This window comes from Vibrio sp. Vb1980 (assembly GCF_033338615.1).
Taxonomy (GTDB): Bacteria; Pseudomonadota; Gammaproteobacteria; order Enterobacterales; family Vibrionaceae; genus Vibrio; species Vibrio alginolyticus.
Genome location: NZ_JAWOSZ010000011.1, coordinates 61913 through 86841 on the forward strand (window position 1 = coordinate 61913; position 24929 = coordinate 86841).

At 44.8% G+C, this 24929-nt stretch carries 24 protein-coding genes; 13 read left to right on the plus strand and 11 right to left on the minus strand.

The genetic code is table 11. The features are described from left to right. Window positions 1-391 precede the first annotated feature (391 nt). The 4 genes from R7F64_RS16325 to R7F64_RS16340 all read left to right on the plus strand — a co-directional run bounded on the left by R7F64_RS16325 (window position 392) and on the right by R7F64_RS16340 (window position 5153). Window positions 392-2305, plus strand: a complete 1914-nt coding sequence (locus R7F64_RS16325; RefSeq protein WP_132936405.1) for a tetratricopeptide repeat-containing diguanylate cyclase — start codon at window positions 392-394, stop codon at window positions 2303-2305. A gap of 10 nt (window positions 2306-2315) precedes the next feature. Continuing rightward, entirely contained in the window at window positions 2316-2657 is a 342-nt protein-coding gene (locus R7F64_RS16330) for a hypothetical protein (protein ID WP_017820239.1), read from the plus strand. A gap of 249 nt (window positions 2658-2906) precedes the next feature. Next, window positions 2907-4685, plus strand: a complete 1779-nt coding sequence (locus R7F64_RS16335) for a S8 family peptidase (protein WP_017820240.1) — start codon at window positions 2907-2909, stop codon at window positions 4683-4685. Between the two features lie 12 nt (window positions 4686-4697). Then, the gene (locus R7F64_RS16340; protein ID WP_005375850.1) at window positions 4698-5153 is read left to right on the plus strand and encodes a hypothetical protein; all 456 of its coding nucleotides are present in this window, start codon (window positions 4698-4700) and stop codon (window positions 5151-5153) included. A gap of 146 nt (window positions 5154-5299) precedes the next feature. On the opposite strand, the gene R7F64_RS16345 is transcribed toward R7F64_RS16340, so the two are convergent. From R7F64_RS16345 to R7F64_RS16355, 3 genes are all read right to left on the minus strand, one after another. Next, window positions 5300-6229 (minus strand): SRPBCC family protein, encoded by a 930-nt coding sequence (locus tag R7F64_RS16345; protein WP_132936403.1) that lies wholly within the window; start codon window positions 6227-6229, stop codon window positions 5300-5302. Between the two features lie 137 nt (window positions 6230-6366). Further along, window positions 6367-7608, minus strand: coding sequence for a sensor histidine kinase (locus R7F64_RS16350; protein WP_017634216.1), 1242 nt, complete (start codon window positions 7606-7608; stop codon window positions 6367-6369). Continuing rightward, window positions 7580-8248, minus strand: a complete 669-nt coding sequence (locus R7F64_RS16355) for a response regulator transcription factor (RefSeq protein ID WP_213970829.1) — start codon at window positions 8246-8248, stop codon at window positions 7580-7582. The genes R7F64_RS16350 and R7F64_RS16355 overlap by 29 nt, the downstream gene beginning before the upstream one ends. Before the next feature lie 89 nt (window positions 8249-8337). Between R7F64_RS16355 and R7F64_RS16360 the strand changes: the two genes are divergently transcribed. Further along, window positions 8338-9537 carry a DUF5666 domain-containing protein gene (locus tag R7F64_RS16360; protein WP_318071903.1) on the plus strand — a complete coding sequence of 400 codons (1200 nt, stop codon included), beginning with the start codon at window positions 8338-8340 and terminating at the stop codon, window positions 9535-9537. 149 nt (window positions 9538-9686) lie between these two features. Then, complete coding sequence (locus R7F64_RS16365) at window positions 9687-9983, plus strand: hypothetical protein (protein ID WP_017634219.1); 297 nt, start codon at window positions 9687-9689, stop codon at window positions 9981-9983. Window positions 9984-10079: 96 nt separating this feature from the next. Here R7F64_RS16365 and R7F64_RS16370 read toward each other — a convergent pair whose 3' ends face one another. Then, the gene (locus R7F64_RS16370; protein ID WP_017634220.1) at window positions 10080-11129 is read right to left on the minus strand and encodes a hypothetical protein; all 1050 of its coding nucleotides are present in this window, start codon (window positions 11127-11129) and stop codon (window positions 10080-10082) included. Between the two features lie 439 nt (window positions 11130-11568). Here R7F64_RS16370 and R7F64_RS16375 point away from each other — a divergent pair, with 439 nt between their 5' ends. Both R7F64_RS16375 and R7F64_RS16380 read left to right on the plus strand, forming a co-directional pair. Continuing rightward, the gene (locus tag R7F64_RS16375; protein WP_005388493.1) at window positions 11569-12030 is read left to right on the plus strand and encodes a hypothetical protein; all 462 of its coding nucleotides are present in this window, start codon (window positions 11569-11571) and stop codon (window positions 12028-12030) included. 93 nt (window positions 12031-12123) lie between these two features. Next, window positions 12124-12597 (plus strand): copper chaperone PCu(A)C, encoded by a 474-nt coding sequence (locus R7F64_RS16380; protein WP_005375841.1) that lies wholly within the window; start codon window positions 12124-12126, stop codon window positions 12595-12597. Window positions 12598-12938: 341 nt separating this feature from the next. Here the strand turns inward: R7F64_RS16380 and yegD are convergent, their stop codons facing one another. The 4 genes from yegD to R7F64_RS16400 form a co-directional block, all read right to left on the minus strand. After that, window positions 12939-14291: a molecular chaperone gene (gene yegD / locus R7F64_RS16385; protein ID WP_104976569.1), complete on the minus strand. Its 1353-nt coding sequence runs from the start codon at window positions 14289-14291 to the stop codon at window positions 12939-12941. A 121-nt stretch (window positions 14292-14412) separates the two neighbouring features. Beyond that, a complete protein-coding gene (locus tag R7F64_RS16390) occupies window positions 14413-15036 on the minus strand; it encodes a hypothetical protein (protein WP_065275361.1) in 624 nt (207 codons plus the stop codon). A gap of 326 nt (window positions 15037-15362) precedes the next feature. Beyond that, window positions 15363-15683: a DOPA 4,5-dioxygenase family protein gene (locus R7F64_RS16395; protein ID WP_005375836.1), complete on the minus strand. Its 321-nt coding sequence runs from the start codon at window positions 15681-15683 to the stop codon at window positions 15363-15365. A gap of 396 nt (window positions 15684-16079) precedes the next feature. After that, window positions 16080-16274, minus strand: a complete 195-nt coding sequence (locus R7F64_RS16400; protein ID WP_127891143.1) for a hypothetical protein — start codon at window positions 16272-16274, stop codon at window positions 16080-16082. Between the two features lie 65 nt (window positions 16275-16339). On the opposite strand from R7F64_RS16400, the gene pdhA reads away from it, so the two are divergent. Genes pdhA through R7F64_RS16415 form a run of 3 tightly spaced genes read left to right on the plus strand, consistent with a single transcriptional unit; the run spans window position 16340 to window position 19555 of the window. After that, window positions 16340-17434 (plus strand): pyruvate dehydrogenase (acetyl-transferring) E1 component subunit alpha, encoded by a 1095-nt coding sequence (pdhA, locus tag R7F64_RS16405; protein ID WP_025998586.1) that lies wholly within the window; start codon window positions 16340-16342, stop codon window positions 17432-17434. After that, window positions 17427-18410 carry an alpha-ketoacid dehydrogenase subunit beta gene (locus R7F64_RS16410; protein WP_318071904.1) on the plus strand — a complete coding sequence of 328 codons (984 nt, stop codon included), beginning with the start codon at window positions 17427-17429 and terminating at the stop codon, window positions 18408-18410. The genes pdhA and R7F64_RS16410 overlap by 8 nt, the downstream gene beginning before the upstream one ends. Further along, window positions 18407-19555: a dihydrolipoamide acetyltransferase family protein gene (locus R7F64_RS16415; protein ID WP_053307766.1), complete on the plus strand. Its 1149-nt coding sequence runs from the start codon at window positions 18407-18409 to the stop codon at window positions 19553-19555. Before R7F64_RS16410 ends, R7F64_RS16415 begins: the two co-directional genes overlap by 4 nt. 67 nt (window positions 19556-19622) lie before the next feature. Here the strand turns inward: R7F64_RS16415 and R7F64_RS16420 are convergent, their stop codons facing one another. Continuing rightward, window positions 19623-20588: an electron transfer flavoprotein subunit alpha/FixB family protein gene (locus R7F64_RS16420; protein ID WP_318071905.1), complete on the minus strand. Its 966-nt coding sequence runs from the start codon at window positions 20586-20588 to the stop codon at window positions 19623-19625. Window positions 20589-20726: 138 nt separating this feature from the next. Here R7F64_RS16420 and R7F64_RS16425 point away from each other — a divergent pair, with 138 nt between their 5' ends. Then, window positions 20727-22388, plus strand: a complete 1662-nt coding sequence (locus R7F64_RS16425) for an electron transfer flavoprotein-ubiquinone oxidoreductase (protein WP_017821213.1) — start codon at window positions 20727-20729, stop codon at window positions 22386-22388. A 59-nt stretch (window positions 22389-22447) separates the two neighbouring features. Here the strand turns inward: R7F64_RS16425 and R7F64_RS16430 are convergent, their stop codons facing one another. Continuing rightward, a complete protein-coding gene (locus tag R7F64_RS16430) occupies window positions 22448-23332 on the minus strand; it encodes a LysR family transcriptional regulator (RefSeq protein WP_005388553.1) in 885 nt (294 codons plus the stop codon). A 117-nt stretch (window positions 23333-23449) separates the two neighbouring features. Between R7F64_RS16430 and R7F64_RS16435 the strand changes: the two genes are divergently transcribed. Further along, the gene (locus R7F64_RS16435) at window positions 23450-24121 is read left to right on the plus strand and encodes a type 1 glutamine amidotransferase domain-containing protein (RefSeq protein WP_054578996.1); all 672 of its coding nucleotides are present in this window, start codon (window positions 23450-23452) and stop codon (window positions 24119-24121) included. A gap of 84 nt (window positions 24122-24205) precedes the next feature. Here R7F64_RS16435 and R7F64_RS16440 read toward each other — a convergent pair whose 3' ends face one another. Next, complete coding sequence (locus tag R7F64_RS16440) at window positions 24206-24853, minus strand: glutathione S-transferase family protein (RefSeq protein ID WP_054578997.1); 648 nt, start codon at window positions 24851-24853, stop codon at window positions 24206-24208. Window positions 24854-24929 lie beyond the last annotated feature (76 nt).

The window sequence follows — 24929 nt, forward strand, 5'->3', positions numbered from 1 at the left end:
TTATTATAAAAGCCATTTTTTATTGGCTTAATAACACTATGTCTAATATCCAGTTTTTTAACAACCCATACAAACATTAAATATTTATGACAGAAACGTAATTTTTTACACTTCGCCCTGATTTTGAGCGATGAATCCGCGGCTTAAATCATTAGATTGAGTCCACCGAATATGCTCGCCTACCTGTCATAGTTACCTTATCTATACCATCGCCTAATCATTGCATAAGTTTTCAATAGATTTTGTTTTATAAATCATAATATTATAGAGCTCCTTCTCGTATCTCACTCCCAAAACACTTTGCCACTGGGAATCCATCCGCACTTAACCAACAAGAAATGGTAGACTTAACTGGTATTCGGTTAAGAGATCACATTTTATTAATACGCTCATGCACTTCTCAATTAAAAAACTGGCTTGCGCACTTTGTACTGCACTTGGACTTTTCTTGCATCCCACCAACGTACTGGCGAGTACCGAAAAGCAAGCTTATCTGGAAGAACACATTTCAGCAGAAAGCAAGCCCATGTTAAAACTCTACTTTCGCTCGATGGGTAAGCCGCGATCAATTCAAAAAGGTGAGTTAAATGCGCCACAGAATGCATCAGCGGAGTCTCTTGCTCTGTATTACTTTGCACGAAAGTACCTTAAGCGTTACGAAGGCGTTCCATTACCGAAAGATATGCCCGATTTAATCGAATTCGGTAAAAAGCACCATTTGGAATGGGTCGTCGCTGAAGCACAGCTCAATAAGGCTGTAACAATGATTGAGCAAGACGATAACTGGAACGCAGAATTGTTACTCCATGACGTTGTTTCTACAGCCCGTGATCTTGGTTATCTAGCATTAGAAGGCCGTGCTTACCGCTGGTTAGGCAATCTAGAAGTATCTCGAAATCAACTACGCAGTGGCCTAAAATATTATCGCAATGCCTATGAGTTATTAGAAAAAACAGTATTTGAAATACAAGTCGCGATGACACTGAACAACATTGGGACGGTCTACATCGACGCATCAGATTGGGCTCGGGCCAACAGTTACCTAACGCAAGCTCTCGACACTTACCTAGAGAGCGAATATCAATACGATAATAGCTTTTTTATGGGGGTTATCTACGCAAACCTTAGCATCGTTCACTCGAGCCTCGGAGATAACAAAAAAGCGGAATATTATTTCAATGAAGCCATTCGACTTTCAATGCAAACGGGGTCTGACACAGTCAAGCACCACTCTTTATCCAGCTTTTCACAAATGTTGAGCTCGGTAGGAAAAATTGATGATGCATTAATGGTCGCACAACGTTGCGTAGAACTGCCCATTCCAAAAAATCTAGAAATGCTAAAAACGTCTTGTTACGAGGCATTTGCAGAGGCTTACCTCGCAAACAAACAATACGATAAAGCTATTACAACAGCGCTTAACGTTCTAGAACAAACCAAGTCAACCAGTGAATTAGAGCTGCGGCAGCGTATTGATATGCTTTCGGTACTGGTAAACGCTCATCAAATTCTTAATGACTATGAAGCCGCTTTTCATTATTTAACCCAATTAAGAGAGCTGGAGGCTGAGTTTTCTCATCATATTCATGGTGAAGAGATGATTAACATTAAGTTTGATCTCGAAGCTAAGTTAGCCCAGAAAGAACTCAAATTGCTAGAAACAAAAAATGCGCTACAAGCGTCTGAACTGCGTTCGCAGCGCTATCGAGAAATGTTCTACTTTATCGCTATTACGGCAATTGGTGTCGTTGGTTTTCGTTACGTACTGCGCGTTAGACGTATTAATAAAGCACTCACTCAAGAAAATACTACCGATCCGTTAACTCAACTGCATAACCGTCGCTATCTTCACATTTGGCTGGACAAAATGGCTCGTAGAAGCCCAGATAGAACATTTGCCTTAGCAGTTTTAGATGTTGATCATTTTAAAACCTTTAATGATCAATATGGACACGATATTGGCGATAAAATGCTGACTCATATTGCCACGCTATTTAATGAATCCACTCGCTCTGGTGACCTACTCATTCGTTGGGGTGGAGAAGAGTTTGTCCTATTATTCGAAGTACAGCGAGCTGAAGATTGCGCTAAGTTTTTGGAGCGATTGAGATATACTGTTGAAAACACGCCATTGGTGGTTGACTCTAAACCATTAAACGCGACAATTTCCCTTGGAGCAGTGGACAAACTGTCGGCACAAATAATTAAACAAGAATGGGATCAATGGTTTTTCTTGGCAGACCAAGCTTTGTATGATGCGAAGCAAGCTGGTAGAAACCAGTTCGTCATTCACCCTACATCATAAAAAAGCACACATGAAAAAAAATCTAATCATTATTACTTTTGCGCCTCTATTTCTTATGGCGTGTAGTAATCAGCAAGCATCTCAACTGGGAATGCGCAGCAGCAGTGTCAACGTATATGCCCAGCAAATGAGTAACACTCAACTATGTGAAACTCTCTACTACAACCGTGCAACTAACCAAACCAAAGTGGCGATTGGTGCTGAGTTCAATCGACGTGGATTAAACAAAAAGTGGTGTGATAAAGAATTCGATAAGTTGTACATTAAAAAGTGGATTGATAACGTGCTGCCTAAGGAAAAAGCCGAACCTAAGAAACCAATGGCAACTATTCAACCCGCTCCAACTAAATAACCCCCCCTCTTGAAGCAGACGGTACACTCGTATTTTCTGCTTTTCACTTTTCATGCATGCTCGATGCGACATATAAAAACCTCATAGTTTCAGTAAATTAACAAAGACTTATGTTGTCCATCGAACTTTTAATGTAAACAAGTTGTAAATGGTTTTCGTCCTTATTCTTTGTCGTTAGCTTTGTTTGTTCCTGTTAGCGGAATATGAAACAGGAACTAAAAAATTCCAAACAAAGACATGAGGTCAAAAATGGAAATACGCATTAATCGCCTATTTGCTGCTATGTTGGCAGTAGGCATTGCACCTGCCGTCTCGGCGTTTGATCCACTCTATTCTGAACAATGGCACTTAGACAACACGGGGCAAACTGCGTTTGCGGCTAATCCTGCTGTTGCTGGGAACGACTTAAACACTAAGCTCACTCAGGCAATGGGGATTGCAGGTGTTGGTGTGAAAGTTGCCGTTATTGATTCTGGAGTGCAGATCGATCACCCCGACCTTGCAGGTAATATAGTTACAGGTAGCAGAAACTTCGTCGAAGACTCTTCATTCCCACCAAGTTATCCGGTTGATACTAATGGTCATGGCACTGCTGTAGCCGGTTTGATTAGCGCCGTCGGCAACAACGGTGAAGGCGGACGCGGTGTCGCTTCTCTCTCTTCCCTCATCGGTTTTAACTGGTTAGCCAACCAGACATTAGAAGGCTGGTTAATCTCCCATGGCATGGACCCAGCAACACGTGATGTTCGCGTATTTAACCAAAGTTACGGTTTCAGCCCTATAAACCCGATTACTTTTGATGAAAGCGACCCTCAACTAAAACTTGAAATGGACGTGATGAAAAACGTCAGCGAGAGTAACGCCTGGGGTCGAGGTGCTGTATTTGTAAAGTCAGCAGGTAATGGTTACCGTTATTTCAATGCAGGGCGATTCTTCGTATTGCCAAGTAACTTCTTTGCTGGTGGAGACAATCAAGGCTTACCGATGCACAACTCTGCTCAGTCTTATGATAACGCCAATTACTTCAATTTAGTCACTAGTGCACTACGAGCGGATGGTACGCGAGCGAGTTACTCATCTGTGGGTTCGAACGTGTGGGTTGCAGCACCAGCAGGTGAATATGGGCAAGATTTCCCTGCTATGGTCACCACTGATTTAATGGGTTGTGAAGAAGGGCAAAATACCAGTGATGGCCTTGGCATTAATGGGTTACACGGCGGAACGGAGCTCGATCCGAACTGTAACTATACCAGTACGATGAACGGAACCTCATCGGCTGCGCCGAACACATCGGGTGCCATCGCGGCAATCATGTCAACCAACCACGCACTTTCTGCTCGTGATGTACGTGCTTTACTAGCGGAGACAGCAAAAGTAACGGATAAAGCGCATCCAGGCGTACAGCTTGAATTTACTAACCATAAAGGTGAACAGGTTAGCTACGAGGCAATTGCCCCTTGGCAAAAAAACGCAGCAGGCGTAGATTTCCATACTTTTTATGGCTTCGGCGCTGTAGATTTAGATGAAGCGATGCAACGTGCTCGCATGACGAATCGTGTTTTGCCAACTCAAGTCATTACGCCATGGGTTAATAACGCTACAGAAGTAAGTGTACCCGATGCAAGTCTAGTTGGTGGTTCTTCAAGTATCGCCATTGCCGATGAGCTGACAGTAGAATCCGTTCAAGTGACATTGACACTGGACCACGCTCGTCTGCCCGACTTAGCTATCGAGCTCATTTCGCCATCAGGGACTCGTTCCGTTTTGCAAACACCGCGCAATGGTCTTGTTGGTCAATCTCTTGATTCATCGATTACTGGCTACAAAGATCAATTAATGTTGTCTAACCAATTTTATGGCGAAGATGCAAAAGGCGAATGGACGTTGCGAGCAATAGATACGAACGGCGATGAAGTCTATTCTTACATTGCATATTTCAACTCTTCCACCATCTATGACGTTCCGATGGCAAACAACGCTCAGCCCGGTGTTATTAAGAACTGGTCGATGCGCATATTTGGACACTAAGGAGTCAATAACATGAAATACAAATCATTTTCTATGCTGGCTCTCGTTATCATGACGTCGAGTGTATACGCTGAGCAACAGCTCTCTCAACAGCCTGCACCAGAACTGTTTGTGCCATCAGAAGCGGTTGAGATTAATGGCCAAGATTATCGAAAAGTGCAAACTGGCACTATTAGAACCCTATCTGAAGACGTAAAACTTCAAGCGGGTGATGAGGTGTTTAAGAATGCGTTTAGTAACGTATCCAAAGCCACTGGACTGGTTTATATCACCGTAAACAATCCTAACGAAGCGAAAGCAGTCGCCAAAGAGTTAAAATTAGAAGTTATCTTCGCAGAGGGGGAATCAGCGGTGTTAAAAGCATCTCAAGATCAAGATCTGCTAAGTATTAGCGACTACCTAAACGCAGACAGCCGGGTAAAAGCGTCTAAAATTGAACTAAACAGCGGTAAATACCGTGCACAATAATTCTCTAACAAGAGAAGTTGGCCTGTAAAACCATGCCTCAGCGATTGCTGAGGCATTTTTATGGGTAGGAACAGATAGGCTATTATTCTTTAATAACATTTCGCATAACCAGTATGATACCTAAACACCCTACTCGCCTGCGCCTGTCATTTCTTAAACAAAATAATTTCCGTTCTTAGCTCTTCTTCCGTGGTTTCCTTCGGGCTATTCAGATAGCGTTCGATTCCTAAAGGACTGGTTTTGACTTTCATACCACTCTGACGAACCAAGTTCATCGCTAAAGCCCATGCATTTCCCAAAAACTGATATTCACCTCGGTGTTCAACGACAAATGTTTCACTCTCAGGAATGGTACCGGTAACCGCCCCTTGAGGCGCTGGTACTGAGTTATGAAGAGGAAAGCAAGTGATAAACTCGAATGTACCTTTCTGCATATCCATCGACTGGTAATAACAAAACAATTCACCATTCACGGATAGGGTTTCGTCACTAATTAACTGTTCTAGTTGCTGAACATGCTTCTCAATTACCGAACCTAATTCCTGCAAGCTAGCCACACCCTTGATCCCAATGTAATGAATTTGAGGCAACGTTCGGTTACCTATTTCGACTAAGTCTGAATGCACTCTTCCGGTTTCAAGCTTACTTTTGAGCATGCGTAACCCACGTTGATAATCCATCTCTATCATCGACTTAAACATACTTTTCAGAAAGAACAGATACCAAGGGACGCGAGATTGCATTTGCCATTCGACTAAACAGCCATTTTGTGACGGCGTCACGATTAGAGTCACCTTTCCATGGCTCTTGATTGGGCGAAAGAAATGTAGCTCCATATCTAATCGATGCTCTTGAGTACTTTCCAGTACAATCGCGCCAGTCCCAATACGCTGACCATTCCATTGATAACCAGCTCCAACGTGGCCCTGATTATCACTGAATGTCAGCTCGCAGTTTGGTTCAAGAATGATCCATGGTGACCAGCTGGGCCAGTTATTGAAGTTCTTGAGATAGCCAATAATTTCACTTTGATTCTTATTAATTTCAATACTTCGGCTGACCTGATAAGAGAGCATAACGGTTCCTCGAGTTTCCGCTTCACTAACTTCAGTCTAATTCAAATTCCAGTTTTTTCTTGTTTGACTACGGGTTAGATGCGTACGACAAGAAAAATCCAGAGCGTTAATTCTCACTTGAATCAATACGCGCAAAGCTAAGAGCAGAACTCCACTTTTGCACTAAATCGAACACCATCATCGTCCAGTACTAACGCCCACCCCATCCGTTCACATATTCGTTGTACGATAACAAGCCCACAACCATAACCAGCGTTGTACGTCTCGTTGCCATCGTGACGGTTTAGGATCTTAAGCGCATGACCTTTCAACTCAATTTCAATATCTCCCACACTATAGCTAAAGGCGTTTTTAATCAGATTGTTGATAACAATGGTCACAAAACTCTCTGGTGCCTTCACTACACCACTATGTTGTTCGTGCAAAGCGTAGTTCGAATCTTGCTTGGCAAATAAAGGAGCCAGCTCTTCCAGTTGTTTTTGTAAACAAGTAAGAAGCTGATGCTCTCCGTAATGTTGAGGCTCTATTTTCTCTTTACCAAGTAAGAGAAACGCTTCTGTCAGTACACGCATCTCGTCACAAGCTGACTGCATCCTCGTGATGGCTTTTTGCGCAACTCGAGGTTGATCAGGAAGACGCGTCAGAATGTCTGTTGAGCCTTTAATCACCATGATTGGCGTTCTCAACTCATGCGATGCAAAACGGCTAAATTCTTGTTCTCGTTTGAAATAGCCCGCGATATCGTTCTTATTATCCAGCAAAGTCTGCTCTATCTGGCGTGTTTCGCTGAACTTAGTTTCAACTTGGAAAGCGGGTTGATCCGGTGACATTTGGCTAATTTTGTCTTCAATTTGCGCTAATGGCCGAGACAATATTCGCACCATGTAAATGCCATACCCAACCATGACAAATGAAAACAAACCACCGAGCAGCAGCGTAAACTGATGCAGCGAGCTTTCGTATTCGTCCAAGTAATCATCTGAGTCATCTTGAAATACAATGTACATAAGCCCCTTCCCTGAGGGGTGGTTCAATACAACAAAGTGTTTGTCTTCTTCACCAAGCAGGTATTCGTAAAAACCAGGTGAAGTAAAAGAGAGCAACCAATCGGGTGTCGGTGCTTCACTCCAATATGAGTTGAATTCCAATACGTTTGGCAATGGCGCATCCCAGCCCTGTTTCTCGAAATTCTCACTATAAAGCGCAGCTTCAGTATCTAGCCAGTGATGTAAACTCAGCACTTCCAGTTTGTTTTCTGCCACATAAATCAGCGACCAAAAAAGAGTAAACATCACAAACGTCATGACCCCAAAACCCCAACGGATCTTGCGATAAATGCTTGGATATTCGTTATGCTTTAAGTCGGTAACCTTGTCCATGAATAGTCTCTAATCGTGATTCTTCAAAACCTTTGTCTAGCGCGGTTCTTAAACCGTAAATATGGCTACGAAGTGCATCACTTCCGGGTGGTTCGTCTCCCCACACACTATCGATCACTTCTGTGCGCGAGACCGCTGCTGGAGCACGTTGGAGGAGCAATTTTAAAATTTTAGTTTGAATTCGACTCAGCTTAATTTCTTTGTCTTTTCTCGTTACTTTTCCTGTCCGCGCATCTAAACAAATATCTGCAAATTTGAGCGTTCCGATATCTTGTCTTGGACCACGATTAGCCAAAGCATGAACACGCAAACTGAGCTCTTCCATCGCAAATGGCTTCATTAAATAATCATCTCCCCCCGCTTTAAAAGCCGCGATTTTGTCCTCTAGCGTATCTTTTGCCGTTAGGAAGAGAATTGGCGTTCCACATAACTTATCTTGTCGAAGCTTCTGTACCGTACTGATGCCATCGAGCTTCGGCATCATGATATCCATGATGATTACATCGTAATGATTTTCCTCGATTAACTTAATCGCAGCCTCTCCATGAAACGCACAATCGATAATCATGTCTTCTAGCTCAAGATAGTCTGCAATCGTCTCCGAGACGTTATGGTTGTCATCTACAATTAAAATTTTCATAAAATCACATTTCTTCACGATCTCTTCACGATATGCCCAATAAGATACAGGCAATTTCCTAAACTCGCTCGTAAATTGAGGTTAATACAATGAAAAAACTCGCTCTTATTTCTGTAGTAGGTTTGGCATTGTCTGGTTGTGGTGGTTCAGGTGGTGGCAGCAATAGCGATAGCACATCAACTCAACCAGCAGTGAAACCAAGTGTAGCGATTGGCTCTGTTGAAGCGGTCAACGCTGAAGAAAGCACGTTAACCGTCAATGGACATACGTATCGTGTGTCTGAGGTGGTTTATGACGACACACAAGTGCAATTGGCCGATGTAAAACCAAAAATGGTGGTTCGCGTGGGGTCAGATATTCGGCAAGCTTCGGACAATGGCGTCCGAGTCACACTTGAACCAACCATTACTGGACGTGTGACAGCGATTGATCATGTGAAGAAAAAATTCACGGTAAACGGCATAGAGCTGCAGTTTGACGGTTTAAGTGATGATATAGAGATCAACGACTGGGTGATGGTGTCATCCTTACCGACTGCGGATGCGGGTTATCGAGTGTTGTCTGTGGTCGAAATCGACGTAGATAACGATTACCCAGCCCTTGGAAGCTACTACGAACTGGAAGGCAGTATTACCAGTATCGATGAAAATGCTGGCACGTTTGAGCTTGGTACAAATATAACCGTATCTTACGACAACATTAGCCAACTTAGCATCGGCCAATGGGTGGAAGTAGAAGGTGAAATGCAAAACGGTATCTTCATGGCACATGAGGTACAAGTTGAAGACTACGACGATCTAAAAAAAGACAGCGATGTGGAAGGTATCGTGACTTGGGTTGCCAAGGATTATAGTGAGTTCTCTCTAAACTACCGAGGAGCATTCTTCATCGATAACGCAACACGATTTGAAGACGGCAGCAAAGCGAACCTAAAACAAGGCCAAGAAGTAGAAGTAACGTCTGTCATGAAAAATGGCAAACGCATCGCTACCGTTATTGAGTTTGAGCAACCAGACTTTGACGATAACAACCAATGGCAAGGTAAAGAATTTGAATGTGAAGGATACGTATCAAACTACGATGCTGAAGCAAGAACATTTGAAATCGAGCGTTGCGAAAACGACGCAGATCAATTGCTAAACAACACGACCGTTGTGATTGATGCACAAACACGCTTCCAAGGCATCGAAGAACTTAACCTAAATGGTGCTCGTGTCGAAGTCGAAGGTGTGATCATTAACGACCAAAATATTGCCCGTGAAGTGGAGTTAGACGTTTACGACAACTAATCCCTTCTACGCTTAAGAAAAAGTGTCACTTCGATGGCACTTTTTCTTTTCACCTTACTTTGCTTCCCAAGCTCAAACCAACAAATTCTCAGCCAAAGCCTTTTCTCTCCGTTACACTTTACCTATGTTTCACAACATTGGTGACAACTATGAAAAAACGCAACCTCATTTTGTTAATCTTGTTTTTTGGTTCAGCCACGAGCTTAGCTAGCGTTATGGATCCTGACTGCGATGCAGAAAAGGCAGCTAAAGCCGCTGCGACAAAAGCCGTGGTTGGTGTTGGTGGTCGCTGTACGCCTAAAGAGGCACTGAAAGATACCGCAGTTGATGCAGGAAAAGACAAATTGCCAGATGAAGGGATGGCGGGTAAAGCTGTTGATGCAATGACACCAGAAAAAGAGAAGAAAACGGTGAAAGACGTAACCAAAAAGCTCAATAAAGATTGATACGCTTTCTTGTCGTTAACTTTAATAGCGAAACTTCCCCCCCCCAAAAAAAAGAGCGCCGATTGACGCTCTTTCCGATCTCTAATAGATAACCAATTATGCGGTCTCTGCTTCACCTATCCAATGATAATGGTGGTTGGCTTTTTTCCCCACTAAACCGAGCTCTGCCAATTCTTCAAATACCTTGTCTACCTCTTCCGCAGACAGCCTAAACTGTTTAGCAACGGCTTTTTTGGTGCACGTAATTTGATGCGTTTTAAGTGCATCGCTAACTTGCTCTAACAAGGTTTTCGGTTCCTTTGGTTCTTCTGGCTCCGGCGCAGCTGGTATTTCTTGCTCTTCTTCCTCTTTTATATGAGGAAGATAACCCGCAGGCGCTGGATCTATATCGCGAACTGTTTTCAATATCATGCCCTCATTTCTGCGATAGAAATATCGGAACCGTTGCTCTTCACCAATCAAGCCAACAAAAAATGCAGCAAAGAAGTCCAAAAGAATCGAAAGAAATACAACCAAGCCAAGCTGAGCTTGCTGAGAGGTAGTACCAAATGCGTTGGCTAGGCTATCAATCAAACCAATCACTGAGCCTTGCGTAACCGGCGGTAAACTATCACGCTCCATAGCCAAGCGTTGCTGCTCTTCACGTAAGGTTTTGTTTTGATCCTGAATGCGAGTTACACCAGTCGCGATACGCTCCATCTCGATGTATTTCTGCGCTGCCATATTGTTGAGCTCAATCTGCTTATCGATTGCCGCAATCTGACGATTAAACGCTTCCACTTTCGCCTGCTCTACCGAAATATGACTTTGTGCACTATTGGTTGCACTATTAATGCCACCAATACTACCGCCAATGGAAATCGCAGCTAAGACTAAATAAAACACGAGAGCGGTTGCTGCTCCTGTGTAGTTGCGATGGGCTCGGCGCTCACCGTATTCATACCAAGCGTAAAATTTACCCGCTTCAAAAATGATCGCTAAACCACCAAATAAGGTTTGCATCATCGGATTTTCGTCGATAGACAAAAATAGCAATAGAGAAAAAATAGTCGATGCTAAAATCGCAGCACCAGTGAATGCGTATACACTCACCATGGCAAATCGACCTTTAGGGTATCGATATCCAATCTGTTGTTCGTATTTCATTTGAGAAATTTCTTAAGATTAATCGCCCCTCCTACTAAGTAGGACGGACGTTTCTGGCATGTACAAAGGAGCGCAGAATACCGTATCCTTTATTAAATTACTGTCATAATTCCGTTAATGGAAAACAAGTGAAGATTCGGTGGGCATTTTGAATCGATATCAGCCAAATCTAGCACGTAAAAACACCACCACGACACCCACTAACCGAAGCTTCAGTGGCATATAAGAGAGATTAATTCGGTATCTTCAAAAGCGACTAGGCAAGACTGACAAGTTGAATTGGAGGTTGTGAATGTCTGCCGAATCAAAACATTAAAGCGTTAAAAATAGGCAATAAAACAAATAATGCACACTTGCATCACCTTTTAGTAAACTGATAATTACATTGTTTGGTTAATTTGTTAGTATCCCGCGCCGAAGAAGATAAGCACTTAATTGTATGGAAAACACTCTAATACAGCACAAACACCATCGCTTGCACGCTATTGCGGTTATTATCGCGGTGTTGTTTCAGTTGTATTTAGCGTCCACAGCCGCTCTTAACCCTACACAAGTTCACAGCACAACTTGGCTCAACAAAGTCCAAAGTGAAAAGGTTTTACTGTGTACCGCAGATGGTTTCAAATGGGTGGATATCAATACGTTGATTGAGGCTAACGCTCAATCTTCTTCTAAGCTCATCCAAGATCTTAACTTACACGACGGCTTTCAGTTTGAATGTCCGCTTCTTCAAGCTGTTCAATTCTTTCTTCTGGTTGCGATTGGGCTTTACCTGACAACCATCCATTGGCTGCGCCGAGTAAAGTATGCACTGACGACTTATCACTTTTCTAAATGCGATAAGCTCGTTTACAAACACATCGCGCCTAAGCACTCTCCGCCGAGTGTTTTTCCTGCCTAACAGGCATCTAATCATTGACAACTTTATTCAAAAATAACGATGACTCTGTTTGTTGTCCATTCAGAGAAGCTATTAATTCAAAAGGAAAAACACATGCTTAAATCATTAAAAACCGCCGCTATCGCGCTTATTGCTGTCATCGCTAGCCCACTGAGTTTAGCGCACGATTATGAAGCAGGAAAAATTCATATCGACCATCCATGGAGCCGCGAAGCGCCACCAAACGCACCTGTTATCGGTGGTTTTTTTCAATTAACCAACCACGGTGACAGTGAAGATGCATTGATCGCAGCAGAAAGCCCAATCGCAGGGCATGTCGAAATTCACACGCATAAGAAAGAAGATGGTGTGATGAAAATGATTAAGATTGACGAAGTGCGCGTTCCAGCCAATGACTCAGTGTTGTTTAAGCCAGGCAGCTTCCATTTAATGATTTTTAACCCAACACAAACTCTTAAAGAAGGCGACCGCTTCCCTATGACGTTAACATTCAAAAACGCGGGTAAAGTGGAAGTAGAAATGGCGGTTGAAAAACAAGGTCACATGGAAAAACACATGCACCATTAATGACGTAAACAAAAGTGCCCGCTGATTTAGCGGGCATTTTTATCTCAGCTTAGTCAAAATCATTATTCCGGTAGATCCTAACTCGACTCTTCAGAATAATGGCGATGAATAACGCTCGGCGAAACGGGGTCACATATCATAACAGCGTGCTCGGGCAAGAGATTCTAAATCACGCTCGTCCCTCACTGTTCAGAATGACGTTAAAAGATTTAAGAATCCCAAATAGGTTTCCTACTCGCATGAAACTCAATCTCTCAGCGAAATCTTCCAACCATCATTTGATAAGCCTAAGCGAAGTCATAAATTTGGTAACAATGCCCATAGCGCAATTAGTTTTCTTTCTACTTGAAACAAACCTCAGCCCAACGAGCTAAGCCCGCAGTTACTGAGCCAAAATAGTTTCCACTGACAACCGGAATACTTGGCAGTACGGTTTGCACCGCATCGCGCAAGATTGGCGAGCGTGCCGAACCTCCAGTCATAAAGATAGCATCGGGGTTAACTCCAGCTTGCTCTACCGCTTCTGTCACCAACGCCGTCATTTTATTCTTTGGCGACTGGATCGCTTCGATCATTTCGTCACGTTGTACATCAACTTCAATCGTTTCTGATAGTAAGTTGATGCCAGTTCGGTAAGAAGCTTGTTCTGAAAGTGCCACTTTTGCCTCTTCGGCACGGCGAACAATGTTGTAGCCTAAAGACTCATGATACACCTCTAGCAAACGAGCAAGTTTTTCTGGCTCTTGAGCCTGCTTTTGAAGCAACTTTAACGCTGATAGGTTCTCTCGCGAATAGAAGTCACTCTGCGCTTCTACATTATTGATTGCTATCGGGTTCCAGAATTGGGTAGTCGGCATCACAATACCTGACTCCATTTTACTTCCCATGCCAAAAGGGAACATGAGCTGCTTAAATGCTAGCGCGATATCAAGATCATTCCCGCCGACACGCTGGCCACTGTGAGCTAACAAGCTTGCGGTCCTATCTGCTTTGCCGCGCCAAGACGGTCCCATTTGGATCAACGAACAGTCCGTTGTACCACCGCCAATATCGACTACTAGAATGATTTTATCTTCGCTGAGTGTCGCTTCATACTCTAGGCCCGCCGCGACAGGCTCAAACTGAAACTCCACATTTTGGAAGCCCGCACGTTTCGCTGCCCGCAACAAAATGCGTTCAGCCTGAATGTTAGCCGTTTCACCGCCACGCCCATGAAAGTTAATTGGTCTGCCGATCACAGCATCGGTAATACTTTGCTGCGCATCGCTTTCGGCTTGCGACTTAATATTGTCCATCATCGCGCAGACAAGGTCTTCGAAAAAAGCCAATTGCACATCACGCAAGCCAGATGCACCAAGAAAAGACTTCGGCGATTTCACATAATAGATATCGCGAGGATCTTCCAAATAGAGATTAAGTGCATCCTGACCAAACGCAATGTCGTCGGATTCTAAGTCAATACTTTCTTCTCGGTTTAAATTGATTGCCCGGCGTAAAACCTGCTCACCAACTTGATCTAATGGTTTAATATCTCGATGGCGAAATAAATGCTCGGATACCGATTCACGACTCGGTGCAGCAAGGGTGGAAGGAATAAAAGGGCTGTTTCCTTCTAGATTAAGCAGTACTGGCTCACCCGGTTCCATTTTAGCCACTGAACAGTTTGCAGTACCATAGTCAAAGCCGATAAACATTGTTTCTCCCACTGTCCCACTGATTAGTGGCCTTTTGACCGTTAAAAAGCTGGCAATGCTAACTTAATGGCATAAGAATTACTATCCTAAAATCGAATGTAATTTAACGTGGAAAACCTATCTAAGGTACACTATTTTCTCTTTTTGCAGACGGCACAACAACCGCTACCAATAAAGCTAAAAATAGGAACACAGGGCTAAGCATTAATCCATGCCAGATTGAATACCCATCATGGAACAGCCAGAATATACCAAGCGTCAGTAGGTACGAAAAGTAGCTGCAAAACACCAAGCTAATCGCGACAAAGCGCTTTTGATTAATAATAAGAATCCGCACTAGATACTGGCTAAGAATACCAGAGCAGCGCATGGCAAGTTGCCAATTAATGATAAAGAAAGCAAGCGCAATAAACCCAGCTACGACCAGTGCATCATGCGTGCTTAAAATGAAGTAGCTACCAAATCGGCTTATGATGACCGGATAATCGCCTTCGTATATCGTTGACCAAGATATTGCGTTCGCTGCTGCTACGTAATTGGCAAAATAAGCAATAGCGTAGAAAGTCGTTTGAGAACTGAACGGCTGAAATACATCCCTACAAAATCCTCGCCACTCTTCTTTGTTGGCGGTAGGCCCAACCCAGTCACGTTTTTTTTGAGCGGTACGCCCGGCAAACGCAGGCCCGTTGCGAAACAACAGCCAAAATATATAGAGTGCAAGTATAACCAAGAGTATTGAAAACATACCCTTCCCCCTCATAAATTATCGGCGCCACTGCCAATGGCGTTGGGGTCGTAAACTGCACTTCCCTGCTATACCTATTTGATTTATCAAAGACTTATTATTTTATTACCACCAAAATTCATTTAATGGCATGCTAAACAGCAACATTTTCACGCTTTGTGCGTGAAGTTCGAAAGCCTACTTTTAGGTTTAGCACAAAAATAACTACAGCAAAGCGTAAGAGAGGGATTCCGCACCCATCAATGAAGATGAGGCGTTAAGCAGAAGCTGCGACCGCAATGAGAAGAGAAGGATTCAAAGCGGTCATGCATGGGCGAGAAGAGCAACTATTTCTCTAACTTTTCTTCAAATACACCAATCTCTCTGCCCAACCAAATCGCGCGTTCTGTGTGATCGAGCAACTCTTCTTCGCTTACTGGGTGAATAAGCACAGAAAAATCGCCTCGAATCGTATCAAGCCACGCCAAGAACTCTTCACTCAATGATTCTAGGTGAATTTCAAACATCGGCATCTTGTGTGGGCCAACTAACCTTCCAACTAATGGAAACACACGCAGCACATCTTGACGCTCTTGACGGATGATCTCGTTCAAGGCTTGCGCTTTATCTTGTTCTCTTAGGGGAAAATAAACATGAGCGTGGTACATAACTTCTCCATAATCACTTCCGCTTGAGCACCACCTACTTTGGATAAGCTCAAGGACTGCCGAGGGTATACATTTGTAATGCCGTCACCCTACCTTGATTCCACTCAGTTGGGAAGAAGTTATGCATTCTCATAAGGTCGAGGCTTCGAGCACAACAAAAATTTGCAATTCATCATATAGCAACTGTTTGAGTTGATTCATTAATAATGACTCACTTTGTCAAATTTTACAGCCAAACTTTGTTGCAAATATGTTTCATTAACCAGTAATTAAATTCGAGTTTAAAAATACCACCAACAAAATAGCAGCATATTACTCTGCAAAATCAGGGTGTAAGCAAAACTTTACTACTGAGCGAAAGTCAAAATGAAGCATAATTTAACAATTTGTTTACACTTATTGTATCTGGCTATACCACGATTTAGTTAGAGGGTTAGATACAGAAAAGCCTTTCTCTGTATCTTGCGGTGAAATAGTCGCAGCGATGTTATCGACAAATAGTTTAAGGGACGAACAGATGCCTACCGCTATCGAAAGCACACGCAACCTTAGGTATGGCCTTTGCGCTGATATCAGAGTTTGAGTACCCATACAAACTCTGGTTTTGTATGAACAGCTGCAGTCCAAAAGACCCGCAGCGTCAAAAGGAGCTTGAGATGAACGTTCAGGCATTACCCATGCATCGGTTTATCGACCATCGTGGGGACCTAGTCGGCCAACTACCCAACTGGGCTGACACTGAAACATTGGTCGGGTTTTACCGAGATATGGTATTAACTCGCACTTACGACAACAAAGCAGTTGCCTTGCAACGCACCGGTAAGCTAGGGACCTATCCCTCACACTTAGGCGCGGAAGCCATAGGCATTGCGGTCGGCAGAGCACTTAAAGCCGATGATGTGTTTGTTCCTTACTACCGCGATATGCCTGCGATGTGGTGTCGTGGCATTGGCATGGAAAAGAACCTTCAATACTGGGGTGGCGATGAGCGCGGGAGTGATTTTGCTCCTGAAGGCAGTCCGGTTCCTAGCCGAGACCTTCCCTACTGTGTACCCATAGCGACGCAATGTACGCATGCTGTCGGGGTGGCTTCCGCGCTAAAAATTCAAGGTAACCATGAAGCTGCGCTAGTGATGTGCGGCGATGGTGGTACATCCAAAGGGGACTTTCTTGAGTCAATAAACTGCGCAGGTACTTGGAATATTCCACTTGTTTTCGTCGTAAACAATAACCAGTGGGCAATTTCAGTTCCGCGTAGTCTCCAATGTGCCGCCGATTTCTTATCAGAAAAAGCGCAAGGTGCAGGTATACCGGGTATTACTGTCGATGGTAACGATGTCGTCGCCGTTTATGATGCAACTAAAACCGCCCTTGAGAGAGCAAGAAAAGGGAAAGGTGCAACACTCATCGAAGCGGTGAGTTACCGACTGAGTGACCACACTACGGCCGATGATGCGACTCGTTATCGTAAAGAAGATGATGTTCAAACTGCATGGCAATACGAACCTATCGCACGTCTTAAAACGTACCTCCTTAATCAAGGCGCTTGGAGCGACGAACAAGAACAGCAATGGCTAGATTACTGTAAAGAGCAAGTAGAGTTAGCTGTTGAACGCTATCTGAGCTTACCGCCACAAGCACCAGAAACCGGTTTCGATTATTTGTATGAATCGCTACCTCAAGAGCTTCATGCACAAAGAGATGAACTCATCAACAAGGCAATGAGAATGCAGGGAGGCAGACATGGCTGAGCTAACGTTGGTTGAAGCAGTAAACCTTGCCCTGCACCACGAAATGCAACAAGACCCCAATGTTGTCGTACTAGGTGAAGACGTGGGCGATAATGGTGGTGTATTTCGTGCCACTGTTGGACTCAAGCAAGAGTTTGGTCTTAAACGAGTCATCGATACGCCACTCGCTGAAGCCTTAATCGGCGGGGTTGCGGTCGGTATGGCAACGCAAGGATTACGACCTGTCGCCGAATTTCAGTTTCAAGGTTTCGTTTTTCCTGCGATGGAGCACTTAATGTGCCACGCAGCTCGAATGCGTAACAGAACTCGCGGTCGGCTCACTTGTCCCGCGGTTTTTCGTGCGCCATTTGGCGGCGGTATCCACGCTCCGGAACACCACTCAGAAAGCGTGGAAGCGCTATTTGCTCACACTGCTGGATTTAAAGTGGTGATTCCTTCTTCTCCACAACGCGCATACGGCTTACTTCTCGCTGCAATTAGAAGCAATGATCCCGTCATGTTCTTCGAACCGAAGCGCATATATCGCACCGTTAAATCTGAAGTCGTTGATAACGGCGAAGCACTCCCACTCGACACCTGCTTCACCTTACGTAAGGGGCGAGATATCACGCTCGTTACTTGGGGCTCATGCGTCGTAGAGTCACTTCAGGCCGCGCAAACCTTGTCTAGTCAGGGAATTGAAGTCGAGGTGATTGATTTGGCGAGTATTAAGCCAATTGATACCGCGACGATTTTCAGCTCACTAGAAAAAACTGGACGTTTACTCGTTGTTCATGAAGCGAGTAAAACTTGTGGTGTGGGCTCTGAGCTATTAGCTCGAACCGCTGAACACGCCATGTGCTTACTTAAAGCCCCACCTAAACGAGTAACTGGAATGGACACCATTATGCCTTATTACCGTAACGAAGATTATTTCATGGTTCAGGAAGAAGACATTGTGACCGCGGCGCGCGAACTCGTGGAGGATTGGAAATGAAGACGTTTAATTTACCCGATCTCGGTGAAGGTCTCGCTGAGTCAGAAATTGTCAAATGGCACGTTAATGTCGGAGACATGGTTAAATTAGATCAAGTGATCTTAACCGTAGAGACAGCAAAAGCGACGGTAGACGTCCCTGCCCCCTATTCGGGCCGTGTGGTCAGCCGTCATGGTGAGGAAGGTGAAATCGTCAATATTGGTGCATTACTGCTAGAGATTGATGAAACAGGTGCCGGGATAGAAGTAACGGAAGAGAAAAAAGCCACTGCTGACGCCGCAACCGTCGTCGGTAGCGTTTCTCACCAAGCGCATCATGTTAACGTTGATGATTTCTGGATTGGTGGCAACCACAACACGACAGAAAGTAACCTCGTTACCGCCCTGCCTTCGGCTCGCTTGTTGGCACAAAAACTTGGGGTAGATCTTAACCTCGTGTCAGGTAGTGGCCCGAACGGACTTATCGTAGATGCCGATATTTACGACGAAGCCGGAAAACAGCGTCCAGGCACCGAAGTTTTGAAAGGCGCTCGACGTACCATGGTATCGTCTATGACCGAGTCGCACGAACATGTTGCCGCCGTAACCATTACGGAAGAAGCATTGTTGGAAGATTGGCTGCCAAACGAAGATATCAGTATCCGCCTTGTTCAAGCGATTGTTCATGCGTGTCAAGAAGAGCCCGCTTTAAACGCTTGGTTTGATGCCGAAACCATGACACGCTGTGTACACACAACGGTCAATGTAGGAATTGCAGTAGATAGCCGTCATGGATTGTACGTGCCAGTCTTGCGCCACGCAGATGAATACGAGCCACAAGATGTTCGTCGTTGGCTCGATCAAACCGTTGAAGGGATCAGAGAGAGAAAAATCGGTCGTGAGCAATTGCAACACGCGACGATTACGCTTTCCAACTTCGGCGCGATTGCCGGTATTTACGCGACACCTGTCGTCACACCGCCACAAGTCGCTATTGTCGGCGCGGGCCGAATACTCGACCGAGTTGTGATAAGAAATGGTCAAGCAATTTCGGTGAAAGCAATGCCGCTATCCGTAACGTTTGATCATCGCGCTTGTACTGGTGGTGAAGCTGCAAGGTTTACAAAAGTACTTGCAGAGCACCTGCAACGTCCGAGCGAAAAGTAACTTATAAAAATCAAATGATAAAGGCTTCCAGTCCGGAAGCCTTTTGTTTTAGGAAGCAAGACTATATCTACAGCTTCTCTAACAGCTCAGGCATTACCACAAACAAATCGTCGACCAATCCATAATCTGCAATGTCAAAAATAGGCGCATCAGGGTCGCTATTAATTGCAACAATCACCTTGGAATCTTTCATTCCCGCCAAATGCTGGATCGCGCCAGAAATTCCGACGGCAATGTATAACTCCGGTGCAACAATTTTGCCGGTTTGCCCGACTTGATGGTCATTAGACACATAGCCCGCATCGACCGCCGCTCGTGACGCCCCTACCGCTCCACCTAGCTTGTCAGCCAATTGTTCTACTAAAACAAACTTCTCTTTACTCCCGAATGCACGACCACCCGACACCACTACTCTAGCCGCTGGCAATTCTGGTCGCTCACTTTCTGGCGTTTGTTGCGAAACAAACTCACTAAGTTTATTGATAATCACCGTGTCGACTTGAGTAAGCTTAGGGACAACTGGCGTGTCAGATATCTCTGCGGCATCAAAAGCCGTACTTCTTATGGTCATCACTTTATAGGGGTCATTCGACGTGACTCTCGCCAATGCATTTCCAGCATAAATTGGACGAATCACCGTATCGATAGACTCGACTGTTATCACGTCAGAAAGTTGACCAACATTAAGCAACGCCGCCACACGAGGCATCACATTCTTACCAAATGTACTGGCAGGAGAAAGAATGTGTGAGTAGTTTTTGGCTACTTGTGAGATCAAAGGTGCGATATTTTCCGCTAATCCATGTTCATATCCCTTCGCATCAACCCAGATAATTTCTGCAACACCTTGAACACAATTCAACTCATCCAAAACTGATTGGCACTGATAACCAATAAGCAACACAGAAACAGGAAGCGATTTATCATCATCCTTAATCTCAAATGCCGCTTTAATTGCACACAGCGTCCCTACAGCCAACGATTGGTTGTCATGCTCTGCGAGCACAAGTGTTGCTAATGGTCGGTCTTCCATGGTCATGCCTCATATAACACGTCAGATCCATTACTTGAGCTTAGTCCACTTCACGTTAACGTCAACTGAGCTATAGTTTTCTGTATAGAAACCAAAAACCTGTCACGCAGATGACGATAATAGAAAGGAAGCATAGAGATGGAACGAGAATGCATGGAGTTTGATGTCGTGATCGTGGGGGCCGGACCTGCAGGCTTAAGCGCCGCTTGTCGGCTAGCTCAACTCAGCCAAGACAGTGAAGGTGACGCACTTTCAATTTGCGTTGTAGAAAAAGGCTCAGAAGTGGGCGCACATATTTTATCTGGCGCTGTTTTTGAAACTAGTGCCTTAGATGAGCTTTTCCCCAATTGGAAAGAAATGGAGGCCCCGCTAGCAGCCTCGGTTCAACGAGATAATTTCCTTTATCTTACTACTGAACAAAACCATATTCGCGTTCCCCACTTCCTTACACCGCGTCCAATGATAAATGGCGAGAATAATTACGTAATTAGCCTTGCCAACCTTTGCCGTTGGCTCGCTAACCAAGCAGAAAATCTTGGGGTGGAAGTTTTTCCGGGCTTTGCCGCTGCAAGCATCAATTATGATCAGACTGGCGCCGTGACAGGCATTAACACGAGCGATATGGGACTAGATAAGAACGGCCAGGCCAAACCTAACTTTGAACCAGGTATCGAGCTAAGGGCAAAATACACCCTTTTTGCTGAAGGTTGTCGCGGACATCTGGGTAAAGAACTTATTCAAAGGTTCGACCTAGACGCAGGAAAGCAACCACAGCACTACGCGCTTGGCCTAAAAGAGATATGGGAGTTACCCACTGACAGTAAGGATGTATCTGGCAGTGTTATCCACTCCGCTGGCTGGCCCTTGAGTGAAACAAATACTACAGGCGGCGGTTTTCTCTATCACATGGAGAACAACCAAATCGCCGTCGGGCTTATTGTCGACTTGAATTACAGCAATCCTTACTTGAGTCCGTTTGACGAATTTCAACGCTTTAAGCACCATCCTGCTATTGAACCACATTTGAAAGGTGCTCAGCGCATCGCTTACGGCGCAAGAGCCATTGCGAAAGGTGGGCTTTCCTCTCTGCCGAGACAGCAATTCCCTGGCGGTTTATTGATTGGTTGTGATGCGGGGACTTTGAACGTCGCAAAAATTAAAGGCAGCCACACAGCAATGAAGTCCGGAATCATTGCAGCAGAAGCGGTACATACGGCCCGACAAACTGGAGCTTCTGAGCCAGACTACCAGTCGTTGTTTGAATCATCATGGTTGTATGACGAACTCGCCGAAACGCGTAACTTTGGCGCGAACATTCATAAGTTTGGCAGCATACTTGGTGGTGCTCTTTCGACTTTTGAACACAACCTGTGGCAACCACTGGTTAAGAAGCCGTTACCTTGGTCTATCAAGGACTATTCGCACGATCATGAGCAGTTAAAACCTAAACAAGAGTGCCACCCAATTGCATACCCAAAACCAGATGGTGAAATCAGTTTTGATAAGCCTTCGTCGGTATTTTTGTCGGGAACACAGCACGAAGAGAATCAACCTTGTCACCTTGTTCTGACTTACCCTCACATTCCAATTGATGTGAATTTAGGTATGTATGACGAACCAAGTCAGCGCTATTGCCCCGCTGGGGTTTATGAAGTGGTGGAAGTGAACAATAAGTTGAAGTTTCAGATAAATGCCGCCAACTGTGTGCATTGCAAAACCTGTGACATCAAAGATCCTTCACAAAACATCACATGGAAAGCACCAGAAGGCGGCGGTGGACCGAGCTATCAAAACATGTAGATACGTTAGTATGTTGACGATCTAACAAATGGATAAACAAACCGATTGGCAGAGCCTCATTACTCCTGCCAATCGGCAAAATGATCAAGCAAGAAGTCGATAGCCAATCGCGCTCGTAGTGGCAGAAAGTGACGATTCTGATAAACAATCCAGCTGCTGTTGCCACTTCCCCAATAGGGCTCTAGGATTGGCACCAAACGACCAGACGAAATAGCATCGTTGAAACTGCTCTTCGGTAAGTACGCCACACCTAATCCTTCTGCACAGGCTTGCAAGACCGTGTGTGCGTTATTGCTCTTCCATCTGCCCTGCACTTTTACGCCATCTAAAGGCTTGCCGTCTTTTTCAAACAACCAAACGTCTTTGTTGGCAATAATGCAGCTATGACGCTTGAGTTGCTCGGGGTGCGTTGGCAAACCATGTTCATCGAGATAACGCTGACTGGCTGCCGCTGCCATGGGACGATCCACCAGCTTTCTCGCAACCAAGCCTGAATCACTCAACCTTCCGTAACGAATAGCGAAATCGAAGCCATCTTCAATAAAGTTGACCATGCTGGTGTTGAAGTTGATTTCTACCGTGAGATTAGGATGTTGCTTGGCAAACGCCATCAAGGCAGGCGCTACATGGTTCTCAGAAAACGCACCAGCGGCGCTCACGCGTAACGTACCACTCAGTTGAGTTTGCTGCGTGGTGAGCTGTTCATTCGCTTGCTGAAGCCCAATCACCAACTCTTTACACTGCTGATAATACGCTTGCCCTGCTTCCGTTAGACTCACCATTCTTGTCGAACGGGCTAACAAGGCGACACCTAATCGCTCTTCTAACCTTGTGACTTGACGACTGACATGACTGGTACTGCAACCTAACTGTTTTGCCGCTGCAGAAAAACCTAAGCTCTCAGCAACCGTAACAAACTCATTGATACCTTCAAAACTGTCCATACTTACCTTTGCTATATAGCAATAATGTTTTGCCAATTAATTGTATTATCACTTATTTGTTTAGCAATTAGTATGAAGGTGTTCAACAAATACACGTAAGCCAAAAAGGAAACCATCATGAAGAAAGTACTCATCATTGTGACGAACCATGCGACCCTAGGTGAAACTGACCAAGCAAACGGAACTTACGCGCCAGAGCTCACTCATGCCCTTAGCGAACTGCTGGGTGCAGGCTTCGATTACGACATTGCCTCTATCAAAGGCGGGCAAGCACCACTGTACGGAACCGACATCGAAGGCGACGCAGTGAACGAGAAAATTTTGGCGGATGATGATTTCCAGAACCGCATCAACAACACGATTCCAGTGTCACAAATCAACGGTGACAACTACGATGCGATCTTCTATCCGGGTGGTTTTGGTCTTCTTTCAGACCTAGCGAGCAACGAAGATTTTGCCAAGATTTCCGCAAAACACTATGAAGAAGGCGGTATTGTGGCAGCAGTTTGTCATGGTCCGGGCGCTCTTCTTCCTATCACGCTTAGCAATGGCGAGAAGCTACTTGCGTCTAAATCAGTGACAGGTTTCACTCGCGAAGAAGAGATCGACTTCGGCACCATCAACGATATCCCATTCCTATTGGAAGAATCTCTTGCACGCAGCGCAGCGCGCTACTCTAAAGTGCAACCTTGGCAAGAGTTTGTAATTGTGGATGATCGTGTCATCACAGGTCAAAACCCAACGAGCGCACACGGCGTAGGCAGAGCGATTGTTGAACACCTAGCTTAAACGCGCCGGAAACTACAACCATCCTAGAAGAGGAAAGCGTGCTTTGTCATGCTTTCCCTTGCTACAGGCGATCGCAAGATGCGCTTATACTTCTTCCCCTGCCTCGTCCTCTTCTACGATATCCGTTTCTTGGCTCGCCTCTTCCAACCATTGCTGTAAAGATTCACTTGCTAGCACCTTCTGTTGGTAAGCTTTGGCACCTTCGGATAACTCGATACCGTAAGTTTGGAAACGCAATGCCACAGGTGCATACATAGCATCAGCTATCGACCATTCTCCAAATAGCCAACCGTTGGGATACAGTTTGGCTTGCTCAGCCCAAATGGCATCAATACGCGCAATATCCTTACGCGCACCATCCGTTAGATCGACTTTTCTGCGTGCGCGGATGTTCATTGGGAGTTCGCTTCTTAAGTTAAAGAAACCCGAATGCATTTCTGATGCGATGGCGCGTGCTTTAGCCCGTTCTGCAGACTTACTTGGCCATGCTTTGTCTTGTAAGTATTGCTCGTTAACGTATTCCAAAATCGCTAATGAATCCCACACGGTTGCGTCACCATCCACTAAGGTAGGGACTTTCGCGGTTGGTGTAATATCTTCCAAGGTCTTATAAAAATCTTCTGTGAATAAATTGAGCTTGGTGACTTTCACATCCAGTTTGAATTGAGAAAAGATCAGCCATGCGCGAAGTGACCAGCTTGAGTAGTTTTGATTAGCAATAAACAGTTTCATGACGCCTCCATGCGGTTCGTGTTTTGAGTACCCATCCATAATATCTGATTGTATTTAAGGGGACTAACGGATAGTT

Coding starts and splice junctions, on each gene's coding strand:
- R7F64_RS16365 (WP_017634219.1), top strand. CDS start 9,687: ATGAAAAAACGCAACCTCATTTTGTTAATCTTGTTTTTTGGTTCAGCC.
- R7F64_RS16325 (WP_132936405.1), top strand. CDS start 392: ATGCACTTCTCAATTAAAAAACTGGCTTGCGCACTTTGTACTGCACTT.
- R7F64_RS16375 (WP_005388493.1), top strand. CDS start 11,569: ATGGAAAACACTCTAATACAGCACAAACACCATCGCTTGCACGCTATT.
- R7F64_RS16345 (WP_132936403.1), bottom strand. CDS start 6,229: ATGCTCTCTTATCAGGTCAGCCGAAGTATTGAAATTAATAAGAATCAA.
- R7F64_RS16355 (WP_213970829.1), bottom strand. CDS start 8,248: ATGAAAATTTTAATTGTAGATGACAACCATAACGTCTCGGAGACGATT.
- R7F64_RS16440 (WP_054578997.1), bottom strand. CDS start 24,853: ATGAAACTGTTTATTGCTAATCAAAACTACTCAAGCTGGTCACTTCGC.
- R7F64_RS16390 (WP_065275361.1), bottom strand. CDS start 15,036: ATGTTTTCAATACTCTTGGTTATACTTGCACTCTATATATTTTGGCTG.
- R7F64_RS16410 (WP_318071904.1), top strand. CDS start 17,427: ATGGCTGAGCTAACGTTGGTTGAAGCAGTAAACCTTGCCCTGCACCAC.
- R7F64_RS16330 (WP_017820239.1), top strand. CDS start 2,316: ATGAAAAAAAATCTAATCATTATTACTTTTGCGCCTCTATTTCTTATG.
- R7F64_RS16420 (WP_318071905.1), bottom strand. CDS start 20,588: ATGGAAGACCGACCATTAGCAACACTTGTGCTCGCAGAGCATGACAAC.
- R7F64_RS16380 (WP_005375841.1), top strand. CDS start 12,124: ATGCTTAAATCATTAAAAACCGCCGCTATCGCGCTTATTGCTGTCATC.
- R7F64_RS16415 (WP_053307766.1), top strand. CDS start 18,407: ATGAAGACGTTTAATTTACCCGATCTCGGTGAAGGTCTCGCTGAGTCA.
- yegD (WP_104976569.1), bottom strand. CDS start 14,291: ATGTTTATCGGCTTTGACTATGGTACTGCAAACTGTTCAGTGGCTAAA.
- R7F64_RS16335 (WP_017820240.1), top strand. CDS start 2,907: ATGGAAATACGCATTAATCGCCTATTTGCTGCTATGTTGGCAGTAGGC.
- R7F64_RS16395 (WP_005375836.1), bottom strand. CDS start 15,683: ATGTACCACGCTCATGTTTATTTTCCCCTAAGAGAACAAGATAAAGCG.
- pdhA (WP_025998586.1), top strand. CDS start 16,340: ATGAACGTTCAGGCATTACCCATGCATCGGTTTATCGACCATCGTGGG.
- R7F64_RS16425 (WP_017821213.1), top strand. CDS start 20,727: ATGGAACGAGAATGCATGGAGTTTGATGTCGTGATCGTGGGGGCCGGA.
- R7F64_RS16400 (WP_127891143.1), bottom strand. CDS start 16,274: ATGGGTACTCAAACTCTGATATCAGCGCAAAGGCCATACCTAAGGTTG.
- R7F64_RS16435 (WP_054578996.1), top strand. CDS start 23,450: ATGAAGAAAGTACTCATCATTGTGACGAACCATGCGACCCTAGGTGAA.
- R7F64_RS16430 (WP_005388553.1), bottom strand. CDS start 23,332: ATGGACAGTTTTGAAGGTATCAATGAGTTTGTTACGGTTGCTGAGAGC.
- R7F64_RS16370 (WP_017634220.1), bottom strand. CDS start 11,129: ATGAAATACGAACAACAGATTGGATATCGATACCCTAAAGGTCGATTT.
- R7F64_RS16350 (WP_017634216.1), bottom strand. CDS start 7,608: ATGGACAAGGTTACCGACTTAAAGCATAACGAATATCCAAGCATTTAT.
- R7F64_RS16340 (WP_005375850.1), top strand. CDS start 4,698: ATGAAATACAAATCATTTTCTATGCTGGCTCTCGTTATCATGACGTCG.
- R7F64_RS16360 (WP_318071903.1), top strand. CDS start 8,338: ATGAAAAAACTCGCTCTTATTTCTGTAGTAGGTTTGGCATTGTCTGGT.